Here is a 12,823-nt window from a genome sequence, read left to right as displayed (position 1 = left end):
TATTAAAATTACTTTTAATTTAAATGGAAATATTCCCCTATTTTTATTAGAATGGAGATAAGGAGGGATAGACTTATGTATAAAAATATATTATTAGGTGTAGATACTCATATTAAAAATGAAAAAGCTTTAGAAGCTGTTTCTAAACTTGCAGGTGATGATACTGTTGTAACTATTTTAAATGCCATCAATGAACAAGATGCTCAAGCGTCAATTAAAGCTGGTGTGCATTTGGATAAAATCACTGAAGAACGTAGCAAACGTTTAGAAAAAACACGTCACATTTTAGAAGATTATGGTATTGATTATGATCAAATCATTGTACGTGGTAATGCAAAAGAAGAACTAGTAAAACATGCTAACAGTGGTAAGTATGACATTGTTGTCGTTAGTAACCGCAAAGCAGAAGAAAAGAAAAAATTTGTACTTGGTAGCGTAAGTCACAAAGTTGCTAAACGTGCAACTGTCCCAGTACTTATCGTTAAATAACATGTATTGATTAGCTAATATTTATTTCAATATAAATGCGTAATTAATAACGTCATACTATAAAACATCCTTGGCACTCATACCAAGGATGTTTTTATATCTATAATTAAAATTGAACTTCTTGACCAGGTTCTAATATTTGAACTTCACCAACATTTACAGCGTCTTTAAATTGTTGAGGATCTTGTTCAATTAATGGGAAAGTATTGTAGTGTACAGGAACTGAGATACTTGGTTTAATAAATTCATTAACTGCATATGCTGCATCATCTATACCCATAGTAAAGTTGTCACCGATTGGAACGAAACATACATCAACTGGATGACGTTTAGCTATTAATTCCATATCGCTGAATAATCCTGTGTCACCAGTATGATAAATTTTTTTACCTTCTGCTTCAATAACAATACCCATTGGCATACCAAGATATACTGGAATACCATTTTCATGTGTATAACTAGAACTATGGAATGCTTGAACATATTTAACGCTACCGAAATCTAATTCAGCTTTACCGCCAATGTTCATTCCACGTACATTTTCGACACCATAATAAGTAGATAAATATCCAGCTATTTCTGCACTACCTATCACTGTAGCGTGATTTCTATTAGCTAATTCTACAACATCGCCAAAATGATCTTCGTGACCATGCGTTAAAATAATATAATCAACTGCTAATCTTTGTTCATCTAAATCACATTTATCATTACCTGATATAAATGGATCTACGATTACTTTCTTACCGTTGCCTTCAAAATAAATTGTTGATTGACCATGAAATGATAGTTTCATTATTATAGCCCTCCTAAATAATTATGTATTTATTATACCCTAGCTCACCATTTTTATAACACGTTTGGTATTTAATAATATGAAACTTTGAAATATATGATTATTTGGAATAAAATTAACTTAATCTTGTATAGGAGGTCAATTTCATGTCAAAAATTAATGATATCGTCAATTATTTACAAAAAGAAAATGTAGATGCTGCATGGATTACTACACCCTTAAATATATATTACTTTACTGGTTACCGTAGTGAACCACATGAAAGATTATTTGCACTGTTAATTCAATCAAATGGTGAAACTGTTTTATTTTGCCCTAAAATGGAAGTTGAAGAAGTTAAACAGTCACCTTATGAAGGAAAAATTATAGGATATTTAGATACAGAAAATCCGTTTGATTTATACCAACAATCATTTAAACAAATACTTATAGAAAGTGAACATTTAACAGTAAAACGTCAACGTGAATTGACGAATGCATTTCAAATAGAGCATTATGGCGATATAGATCAAGTTATTAAAGATTTAAGAAATATTAAATCTATTGATGAAATTAAGAAAATAAAACATGCTGTTAATCTTGCGGACAAATGTATTGAAATAGGCGTTGCTTATTTAAAAGAAGGCATTAGCGAAAGAGAAGTCGTTAACCATATTGAAAACGAAATTAAGAAATATGGCGTAAATGAAATGAGTTTCGATACTATGGTTTTATTTGGTGATCATGCCGCATCTCCTCATGGTGTACCTGGTAATCGTAAACTGCAAAATAATGAACTTGTTCTTTTCGATTTAGGCGTTATTTATGAGCATTATTGTAGTGATATGACTAGAACGGTACAATTTGGAACACCTTCTAAAGAAGCTTTAGATATATACAACATTGTATTAGATGCAGAGGAATCTGCGATAGCTGCAATTCGTCCAGGCGTTAAATTAAAAGATATAGATAAAATCGCTAGAGATATTATTGATAATGCAGGTTATGGACAGTACTTCCCTCATCGTCTTGGACATGGTTTAGGACTTGAAGAACATGAATATCAAGATGTTTCTAGTACTAATGATAATATTTTAGAAGCGGGTATGGTGATTACTATTGAACCTGGTATTTATGTTCCGGGTGTAGCCGGTGTGCGTATCGAAGATGATATTTTAGTTACTGAAAATGGTTGTGAAATTTTAACGCATTACACAAAATAATTATTGTTCACAATAACAATAATAATCCCTCAAATGATTCTCCATTTGAGGGATTATTTATATATCATTTTTATTTAATTATAAATTATGATTTTAATGCATCTTCTACAGAAGTATAAGGCATATCAAACGCTTCTGCTACACCTTGATGTGTAACATGACCTTTATATGTGTTTAAACCTAATGATAATGCATGATTTGATTTAAATGCTTCTTTATAGCCTTTATTAGCTAATGTTTGAGCAAACGGTAATGTTGCATTATTAAGTGCTAAAGTTGATGTTCGAGGTACTGCCCCTGGCATATTGGCAACAGCATAGTGAACAACACCATGTTTAATATAAGTCGGATCATCGTGAGTTGAGATTTTATCAGTTGTTTCAAAAATTCCGCCTTGGTCGATTGCAATATCAACGATCACTGAACCATTTTTCATTTCTTTAATCATATCTTCAGTTACAAGATTAGGTGCTTTAGCTCCTGGAATTAATACTGCACCAATCACTAAATCACTTTCCTTAACATATGTTTCAATATTTAAAGGATTAGACATAATAGTATGAATTCTACCATTAAATTGATCGTCTAATTCTTGTAATCTTTTAGGATTCACATCTAAAACAGTGACATCTGCACCTAAACCTAATGCTATTTTAGCAGCATTTGTGCCAGCTTGACCGCCACCGATAATTGTTACTTTTCCTTTAGGAACACCTGGTACGCCACCAAGTAAAATTCCCATACCACCATTAAATTTTTGTAAAAATTCAGCGCCAATTTGAGTTGCCATTCTTCCAGCAACTTCACTCATTGGACTTAATAAAGATAATGAGCGATCAGGTAATTGTACTGTTTCATACGCAATACCAATCACTTTGTTATCTACAAGCGCTTTTGTTAATTTTTCTTCATTAGCCAAGTGTAGATAAGTGAATAAAATGAGTCCTTCTTTGAAATATTGATATTCTTCTTCTAATGGTTCTTTTACTTTAACAACCATATCAACATCCCAAACTTGAGAAGCCTCTGAAACGATGTCAGCCCCTGCTTCTTTGTAATCTATGTCTTCAAAGTAAGAGCCCATTCCAGCATTTGTTTCAACTAATACAGTGTGTCCTTGTTCAACCAAAGCATGTACACCACTTGGTGATAGACTCACTCTGTTTTCATTATTTTTTATCTCTTTAGGAATACCTATTTTCATTCCTCACACCTCCACTATCATATTAACCCTAAACAATACTAAAACTCAAATGAAAGCGCCTACAAAAATACACAAAATTGTTAATTTTTCGAGTTAAAAATTCTGAAAAGTATGTTAAAATAAAATTAAGAAAAGACGAAAGGGGTACTGACTATGATTACTTACAAAAATATTTTAATCGCAGTCGACGGTTCACACGAAGCAGAATGGGCCTTTAACAAAGCAGTTGGGGTTGCTAAACGTAACGACGCAAAACTTACAATTGTTAATGTTATTGACTCTAGAACATATTCTTCTTATGAGGTATATGATGCTCAATTTACTGAAAAATCTAAACACTTCTCTGAAGAATTATTAAAAGGTTACAAAGAAGTTGCAGCAAATGCTGGTGTTACAAACGTTGAAACGCGTTTAGAATTTGGTTCACCTAAAGCGATTATCCCTAAAAAAATTGCACCAGAAGTTGGTGCTGACTTAATTATGAGTGGTACTTCAGGTCTTAATGCAGTTGAACGATTCATCGTTGGTTCTGTTTCTGAAGCTATCGTTAGACACGCACCTTGTGATGTTTTAGTTGTAAGAACAGAAGAAATTCCAAATGACTTCCAACCACAAGTTGCAACTCCACAATTACGTGAAAGATATTCTAATTAATATTAGTTTAGGTTATATAGACTCACCTTTTAATTAAGGTGAGTTTTTTATTTGTTTTATAGTTAAATACGCTGAAAAAGAACATTAGTTAGAAAAAATACCACTATCTAACTTTAGATAGTGGTATTTTTAGTTACACTTAATTTTTTATTTTGACTCAGCATTTTCTGATGATTCTTCTTCTACAGATAAGCCACCATATTTAACTACGTCTCTTGAAATCATAACTTCTTCATCTGTTGGTACAACGAGTACTTTAACAGGTGAATGTGGGTAATTGATTTCGCCTTCTTCACCATGAAGATTTTCATTTTTCTTAGGATCCCAATAAACGCCCATAAACTCTAGTCCTTCTAACACTTTACCACGAATGATATGTGAGTTTTCACCTATACCAGCAGTAAACACAATTACATCTACGCCATGCATTCTTGCTGCATAAGAACCGATATATTTATGGATTTTTGAAGCGAATAAATCTAATGCAACACGTGATCTATGACGTCCATGTTTAGCTTCTTCTGTTAAATCACGTAAGTCACTTGAAGTACCTGTTAATCCTAATAATCCAGACTCTTTATTAAGAATATTTAACACTTCATCAGCATTTTTACCAGTTTTCTCCATAATATATGGAATTAACGCTGGGTCAAGGTTACCTGAACGTGTACCCATAGTTACTCCTGCTAATGGAGTGAATCCCATTGAAGTATCAATTGATTCTCCTCCATCTATCGCAGCAACTGATGCACCATTACCAATATGACATGAAATAATGCGTAAATCTTCAATTGGTTTACCTAAGATTTCTGCTGCACGACGTGAAACATATTTATGACTAGTACCATGGAAACCATATTTACGAATTCCGTAATCTTCATAATAACGATAAGGTAAACTATATAAATAAGCCTGTTCAGGCATAGTTTGGTGGAATGATGTATCGAAAACCGCTACATGTGGTATTTCTGGTAAAAGCTTTCTAAATGCTCTAATACCCATCAAGTTAGCTGGGTTATGCAATGGTGCTAGCTCACTCAATGCCTCAATTTGTTCTTCAACTTCGTCAGTTACTACAGCTGATGAAGGAAATGTTTCGCCACCGTGTACAACTCGATGTCCTGTTCCTTGAATTTCATAGATATCTTGAATAATATTATGTTCTTTGAATTTCGCCAACATAATATCTACCGCTTCTTCATGGTCTTTGATATCTTTGACTTCGGTTAGTTTTTCCCCTTCAACTAAGATTGTAAAAATTGAATCTTTCATACCAATTCTTTCAACAACGCCTTTGGTAACTGTTTTTTCTTCAGGCATTCTAATAAGCTGGAACTTCAAAGAAGAGCTACCAGCATTAATCGCCAAAATTAATTTTGACATAATATTTTGTCCTCCATCGTTTGTTTAATTATATTTTTCATAGTTTATTTTATCATTAACACAGTTTGAATTCTATACTGTTACAGATTATTTTTTTGTATGATTTGTGTCCATCCACTGATTTAATTCAGACATAAAACCTTGGAATTGTTGTGGATTTTTGAAATCAGGTATATTAGCTAAAAATACTTCAACTGGTTTTGTAACACCAGTTTCTTTCTTTTGTAAAATCAATATAGATTTACGAGCTTTCTCATTTTTAAATAATGTTGATGGTAAATTAAGAAATGCTTGCATCTCTGTTTCTGTAGTAATGAATTTTTCTAACTGTTTCACATGTTCTCCTGAAAATAATTCACTTGGAACAACTAAAAATGCATATCCTGCCCCTTTTAATGCATTTACAGCTTGTTCAATAAGTAAATAGTGTGAGTAACTATGTCCCTCTTCGAAACCTAATTTCATTTCTTTACTACGTTCGTCAACTGGATAATACCCAATTGGTAAGTCACCAATAATGATATCTGCTTCTTCTAGTGGTAATGGCATAATAGCGTCTTGTGGGTAAACATCAAACGGGATTTCAAGATAATTTGCTAAATGCACACTAACTCTTGATAATACAGGATCCACTTCTATAAGATGATGCATAATTGTTTTATCGGTTAATACTTCTTTAACAGCCGCACTTAAATGTCCAGCACCACTAGCAATATCGACAACATGCATCTCTTCTTTATTTTGCGTAAATCGTTGTACCAAGAATCCTAAAATAAGTCCAATAGAATCTGGTGTGATTTGATGGTTCGCTTGAATATTTTCCTCTTGCATTAAACTTAAATATGCAAATTGGAAAGCTTTTCTTCGATCTTGCAATGTTGCTTGTTCCAACATTTCTCGTTGGCTTGTATAAACGTCTTCCATAGCTAAACCTAGATTTTCTATAAAACTTTGCCCATTTTCTTGATTTAAAGTTTTAGCTTTTTCATCTAAGTGCTGGAATAACTTTTCCATAATCGTATTTTCTTCAGTCATTTTAATTCCCTCTCTATAAAAAGTGCCCATCATTTCGATAGTGAAAATCAATATTTTATCATTTTATCACTTTTAAAAAGATGGGCACTTACTATTCAAATCGGTATCTAAAATTTAATTCTTATAAATTTTTATATGCTTCTAAAGCTTTATCAAAATCTGGGAAGTTTGTTCCTTCACTCACAATTTCTTTATAAACCACTTTATTATCTTGATCTAGTACGAATACAGAACGAGCTAATAATCTCATTCCTTCCATTACTACACCAAAGTTCTCACCAAATGATAAGTCTCTATGGTCGCTTAATGTAACAACATTTTCTAAACCATTAGAAGCGCACCATCTTTTTTGTGCAAATGGTAGGTCAACTGAAATTGTTAATACAACACCATCTTCTTGTGAAGCTTCTTCGTTGAATTTACGAGTTTGTTGGTCACATACACCTGTATCAATTGATGGTACAACACTAATTAATTTTTTCTTATTAGCATAGTCATCTAATGATTTTTGATTTAAATCATTATCTAATACTGTAAAATCAGGTGCAATATCACCTACATTCACTTGTTGTCCTGATAATGTTACTGGATTGTTACTAAAAGTAATTTCAGTCATTGTTATGACCTCCTATAAATAATTTTCATACATTTATATCATACGATAACAGTAAGACTAAATTCAATTTTAAACTTTTATATTTTTAAAATTTATCCGTGTCATTACGTGTGTTAATCATGAATATCTTATCCCCACTTATTTTATTGAAAATAAAAAAGCAAATCAAAAGATATTTTAATACAATGTGCATTAATACCATCCTTGATTTGCTTTATTATAGTTATTTAATTTGTAAGCAGATGTATAATATAATCATATGCATTTTTAACAATTAAAACTGCTGTAACGATTATAAATAACACTTTTACGTAACCTACGCTTTTACTTATTGCAAATTGGGCTCCAACATATGAACCTACTATCATACTTATCGCCATAATCATTCCATAAAAATAATTTACTTGTCCTAATGACATAAATAATATAAGTGCACCTATGTTCGATGCAAAATTAAGTACTTTAGCATTACCTGCAGCACTTAAAAAATCAAAACCAAACATAAGTAATACAAATAACATAAAAGAGCCTGTGCCACCACCAATAAATCCATCATAAAAACCAATGATGAGATAAGCAATAACAAACATAGTTGCTTTTATAGGTGTAAAAGAAGTAAAGGTACGTACTGATCCCCAGTCCTTTTTAACAAGCGTATATATAAATACCAATGACAAAGCGACTATGATTAATGGTTTTAGCAATTGTGCAGGAAGCATTGTTGCTAAATATGCCCCGCCAACTGAAGCCACAAGTACAAAAGGAAATAATTTCGCTACAATCTTTAAATCTACATTGCCTGACCTAACGAATTTTATTGTACTCGTTAGTGTTCCAAAAGAACTAGCTAATTTATTTGTACCTAATGCAACTGCAGGTGGTAGCCCTATTGCTAATAGTGCAGGGGTTGAAATTAAACCTCCACCGCCTACAACCGAATCAATAAATGCAGCTAAAAAGCCAAATAAAACTATGATTAATATAACGTATACATCCCATCCCATGACATGACCCCTTTACGCTAATCTATTAAAACAAATCTTCAATTAAAGCATCAGTTGTTTTATCTTTTTCAGATTTATAATTTTTATCTATAGTTATCATTTCAATATTTTCAACTGCTTCGTCAACCATATCATCGAAATTAAATACACTTTCATATTCTACAACTTTATCAAAATCAGGTTCTGTAACAGGATTTTTAGGTGTGAAAATCGTACAACAATCTTCATATGGTTGTATAGACACCTCAAACGTACCAATGTCTTTTGCTTTTTTAACAATGTCTTCTTTATCAAGTGTTAACAATGGTCGTAACACCGGTGTTGACGTAACATGGTTTATGGCATACATACTATTTAATGTTTGACTAGCCACTTGACCTAAGTTTTCACCGTTTACAATACCCAACGCACCAATTTTATGAACTAATTGATCAGCCACTCTCATCATCAAACGTCTTGTAGATGTCATTGTATATCTTGGATGAACTGATTTATTAATTTGCTTCTGTAATTCAGTAAAAGGTACAATATGCAACTTAATTGGACCCACACGTTCTGATAAAATACGTGTTAATTCAATGACTTTTTCCTTAGCCTTTTCACTTGTGAATGGTGGACTATGGAAATGAATGGCTTCAATAGTTACGCCACGTTTCATAACTTCCATACCAGCAACAGGTGAATCTATACCTCCTGATAGCATCAATAACGTCTTACCACCAGTACCTACAGGTAAACCACCTGATCCTTGTATAACATCTACATATAAATAAATCGCATCTAATCGAACTTCTACTCGAATTTCATGTTGTGGACGTTTAACATCTACTGTTAAACCTTCAACATTTTTTAATACTTCGCCACCAATTTCACGTTGTAATTCATAAGTGTCTTTGTGGTACGATTTATCAGATCTTTTGACGTCAATTTTAAATGTAGAACCTTTTTCAAATGATTGTGCTAAACGAACAGCTACTTCAGCAATTGCTTGATCATTTTTTTCTGTTTTTAATACTGGACTGATTGATTTGATACCATATACTTTTGATAAACGGTCAATGATTTCATCAATATCAGCTTCATCTGATAATTCAATATACATACGGTCTCTTTTACCTTTGATATGAAATCCTTCTAGAGGTTTTAACGCTCTAGTCACATTGGTTTTTAATTGGTTAACAAACTTTTTACGGTTAGAACCTTTAAGCGTTAACTCACCATATCTTACGATTAAATGGTCGTATTTCATTATTTCAACAACTCCTTGATTTCTTTATATATTAGTTCAAATTTTTCTTTAAATGTATCAATATCAGCTTGTGTGGTAGTTTGACCCATTGATAATCGGATACTGCCTTCGATTTGTTTTTCCGGTATTCCCATAGCTAATAATACTTCATTCAGTTTTCCTCTTTTAGAGGAACATGCACTCGTAGTAGAAACCATTATATCTTGTTTAGAAAATGCATTAACTAATACTTCGCCTTTTACACCAGGGAAACCTATATTAATGATTTGTGGCGCTGCATCTTCTGGAGAGTTTATTTTCACACCAGGATAAGTTTCAACCATTTCTCTTATTTGTTGTTGATAAGAAGATAATGTTTGGTTTAATTGTTCAGTTTGTTGAACAGCTTGATTGATTGCTTTAACCATTGATACCGCCATCGGTAAATTGACTGTGCCGCTACGAACACCAAATTCTTGTCCACCGCCATGAATAATTGGTTCGAGATTATGAGCTGTTCTAGTAATTAATAAACCTTGCCCTTTAAGTCCGTTAAATTTGTGCCCACTTAAACTTAAACTATCAATTCCGTCTATATTTAACGGGATTTTTCCTAGTGCTTGTACGGCATCAACGTGAAAATGAGCTTTCGGATATTTTTTTAATATGTTTACAATTTGTTTAATAGGTTGAATTTGTCCCATAATATTATTCACATACATACATGTTACAAGCCCTACACGATCATTCATCAATGCTTTGAAATGTTCAATATCTATTTGTCCATTAGGTTTAACATTGACATATTTTAATATGAATCCTTCTTTTTCAGCTAAATATCTTACAACTTCTAATACAGAAGGATGCTCTAATACTGACGTGATAATTTCATTAGCAGTATCTTTTTTACGATAAGCTATACCTTTCAAAGCCATATTGTTCGATTCAGTTGCACCACTTGTGAAAATAATATCATATAAATGATTTAATTTAAGTGCTTGATTGATTTGCTCTTTTGCTTGTTGTAATAGTTTTTCAGCTTGAAGACCTGCTTGATGAGGACTATTGGGATTGAAATAAAGTGATTCATTAACTTTCACAAAAGAATTCATTACACTTGAATCAACTTTTGTAGTAGCTGCATTATCTAAATAAATCATTGATAACACTTCTCTTTCTTGAAAATTTTTAAGTTTAATCTAAACATTTAGGATAATCATTTCTATTTTTTATAGCGTTTTATCTCGTTTATTTATATTAATAATTATTATGTATTATTGAGGTATTTTACCATTTAATATTCTAAATAAGCATACTCAAGCATTATACTATTTTTTTATAAAAATAAAAGACATGACTTCCAATTATATGGAAATCATGTCTCTATTAATTAATATCAATTATTCTTTAATTACTTGTTCTTCAATATGCTTAGTAATTCCTGGTTCTACACTTTCAAGTGCTTGTTCTGAAATTTCGATTGAACGTTTGTAACGGTTGTTTTTAAATAAACGTTCCGCTTCGTTTAAGCTTTTATCAATGCTTTGGTAATCTTTACGATATCTATTACCGTATTGGATTAGTTTTTCAGCGTAAACTGCATTAACTAATACATCATTAGCTTCATCTTCAAATGTGTTCATCTGAATAACAATTTTAGCAACTTTGTCTTTTAATTGTTTTACATGTATTGGTCTATCACTAAATTGTTCATCTACTTCACGAACTTCATAATCTATTTCATTTTTCATAATAATGAATCTTTCCGGAACACTTGGCAAGTTAGAAGCAAGTAATCGGCGATAAACTTCTTCTTTTTTAGATTGTACGCGAATTAAATTATCTTCAGCTTCTGCTTCATCTTCACGTAATTGAATTAAATGATTTTGTAGTTTATCTTGTTTTTCATTAATAACGCTCACGTGATCTTCTAGATATTGTAAATTATCTTGTACTTCACTATAGCGAACTGCAGATTTAGACATTTCTTTAAGAATTTCATCATATACAGAGATAAGATTTTGAATTTCATTTTCAAATTGTCTTACGCTTTGAACATCTGATTCATTAATATAATAATTTTCACGAACATATTCAATTTCTGTTTTCAATGTATAATTCATGTCTTTGGCTTTAAATAAATCATCAGTGATAACATCTTTAGTTTCTTCTACTTCATTTTTAGCCTTAACTTCATGTTCAATTAAATCATACATTTCATCTAATTTATCATTGATATATTCAAGTTTATCATTTGCTTCGTTTAATTCTAATCTACTAATCATAGGTTCAACAAAACTTAATTCTGTTTTCAAGCTTTGAACTGTTCCATCAACTTTGACATGGTCTAAATCGTATCCTTCTACTTTTAGATCTCTGCAACCATATTTCAAGTCTTGGAATTGACCAGGTAATTCTTTTTGTGCTTCACGGATTAATTCTGGAATTTCTTCCATATATTCTTTTAAACTTTGCATCTCTTCATGTAATGCTGAAATATGATTGTGTGCTTGCACATAATTGCCATCAGCTTTTAATACTTCATATTGAGATAATTTAGGTTCAAAATTTTCAATTTCTGTTTCCAATGGATTTGCAGCTTCACCATATTGATGACGATTAGCTAAAATATCCCTTTTCATTTCACGATGATCAACTTTGCACTTTTCATATAACGATTCATTATCTTTATGTAGTGCTAAAATCTCATCTACTTGTGAAACTTGGTTATTATAACTAGCTTCATATTGATCCATTAATTCGTGAGCATCATCGATTTCAGCTTGAGCACCTGAAAAATTAAACTTATCTAATAACTCCTCAGCATTGTGAATTTTTTCCTCAACAGGAGCTAAGTAATTATTAGTATTTTCTAAGTTGTCTTTTTTCATTGCGTCGTATTTAGTTTTAGTTTCACCTTTCAAGTTTAAGCTTGATAATTTTTTAATGTTTTGGTCAAAAGGTAGAGTTTCAATTTCAACTTTACGTTCTTCAGCCTTTTCAATGAGCTGTCGTTTGTTCGAGCGCAAATAAAACATTATACCTACAGCAATCAGTATAATAACAATTATTGCTAAAATGATATATAACACCATATGTACTTCTCCTCCTATGTTATCATTCATTATTATAACGTAATTTATCGTTTCATTAAATCAGAAAATGTATTTATTGATAGAATATTTTAAACACCTTATACTATTGTAAAATAT

At 31.6% G+C, this 12,823-nt stretch carries 12 protein-coding genes; 3 read left to right on the top strand and 9 right to left on the bottom strand.

All coding sequences use genetic code 11. The features are described 5' to 3' along the window. Positions 1-75 precede the first annotated feature (75 nt). Positions 76-489, top strand: a complete 414-nt coding sequence (locus tag LFT63_RS00780) for a universal stress protein (protein WP_017638225.1) — start codon at positions 76-78, stop codon at positions 487-489. Between the two features lie 106 nt (positions 490-595). Here the strand turns inward: LFT63_RS00780 and LFT63_RS00775 are convergent, their stop codons facing one another. Next, positions 596-1,285, bottom strand: coding sequence for a metal-dependent hydrolase (locus LFT63_RS00775; protein WP_340767762.1), 690 nt, complete (start codon positions 1,283-1,285; stop codon positions 596-598). 146 nt (positions 1,286-1,431) lie between these two features. Here LFT63_RS00775 and LFT63_RS00770 point away from each other — a divergent pair, with 146 nt between their 5' ends. Further along, on the top strand, positions 1,432-2,487 hold the full coding sequence (locus LFT63_RS00770) for a M24 family metallopeptidase (RefSeq protein ID WP_029055667.1): 1,056 nt from the start codon (positions 1,432-1,434) through the stop codon (positions 2,485-2,487). 85 nt (positions 2,488-2,572) lie between these two features. On the opposite strand, the gene ald is transcribed toward LFT63_RS00770, so the two are convergent. Continuing rightward, positions 2,573-3,691 (bottom strand): alanine dehydrogenase, encoded by a 1,119-nt coding sequence (ald, locus tag LFT63_RS00765; protein WP_340767761.1) that lies wholly within the window; start codon positions 3,689-3,691, stop codon positions 2,573-2,575. 153 nt (positions 3,692-3,844) lie between these two features. Between ald and LFT63_RS00760 the strand changes: the two genes are divergently transcribed. Continuing rightward, on the top strand, positions 3,845-4,345 hold the full coding sequence (locus LFT63_RS00760) for a universal stress protein (protein ID WP_017638229.1): 501 nt from the start codon (positions 3,845-3,847) through the stop codon (positions 4,343-4,345). A 147-nt stretch (positions 4,346-4,492) separates the two neighbouring features. Here the strand turns inward: LFT63_RS00760 and LFT63_RS00755 are convergent, their stop codons facing one another. The 7 genes from LFT63_RS00755 to ezrA all read right to left on the bottom strand — a co-directional run bounded on the left by LFT63_RS00755 (position 4,493) and on the right by ezrA (position 12,706). Continuing rightward, entirely contained in the window at positions 4,493-5,728 is a 1,236-nt protein-coding gene (locus LFT63_RS00755; protein ID WP_017638230.1) for an acetate kinase, read from the bottom strand. An 87-nt stretch (positions 5,729-5,815) separates the two neighbouring features. After that, complete coding sequence (locus tag LFT63_RS00750; protein ID WP_108000589.1) at positions 5,816-6,763, bottom strand: class I SAM-dependent methyltransferase; 948 nt, start codon at positions 6,761-6,763, stop codon at positions 5,816-5,818. 121 nt (positions 6,764-6,884) lie between these two features. After that, a complete protein-coding gene (gene tpx, locus LFT63_RS00745) occupies positions 6,885-7,379 on the bottom strand; it encodes a thiol peroxidase (protein ID WP_029055664.1) in 495 nt (164 codons plus the stop codon). 227 nt (positions 7,380-7,606) lie between these two features. Continuing rightward, complete coding sequence (locus tag LFT63_RS00740) at positions 7,607-8,383, bottom strand: sulfite exporter TauE/SafE family protein (protein ID WP_340767759.1); 777 nt, start codon at positions 8,381-8,383, stop codon at positions 7,607-7,609. 25 nt (positions 8,384-8,408) lie between these two features. Then, the gene (gene thiI / locus LFT63_RS00735; RefSeq protein WP_070453969.1) at positions 8,409-9,632 is read right to left on the bottom strand and encodes a tRNA uracil 4-sulfurtransferase ThiI; all 1,224 of its coding nucleotides are present in this window, start codon (positions 9,630-9,632) and stop codon (positions 8,409-8,411) included. Then, positions 9,632-10,771: a cysteine desulfurase family protein gene (locus tag LFT63_RS00730; RefSeq protein WP_340767758.1), complete on the bottom strand. Its 1,140-nt coding sequence runs from the start codon at positions 10,769-10,771 to the stop codon at positions 9,632-9,634. The genes thiI and LFT63_RS00730 overlap by 1 nt, the downstream gene beginning before the upstream one ends. Positions 10,772-11,011: 240 nt before the next feature. Beyond that, positions 11,012-12,706 carry a septation ring formation regulator EzrA gene (ezrA, locus tag LFT63_RS00725; protein WP_017638236.1) on the bottom strand — a complete coding sequence of 565 codons (1,695 nt, stop codon included), beginning with the start codon at positions 12,704-12,706 and terminating at the stop codon, positions 11,012-11,014. Positions 12,707-12,823 lie beyond the last annotated feature (117 nt).

This window comes from Staphylococcus sp. FSL H8-0121 (assembly GCF_038008425.1).
GTDB classification, from domain to species: Bacteria; Bacillota; Bacilli; order Staphylococcales; family Staphylococcaceae; genus Staphylococcus; species Staphylococcus pasteuri.
This window is presented reverse-complemented; position numbering and strand designations above follow the sequence as displayed.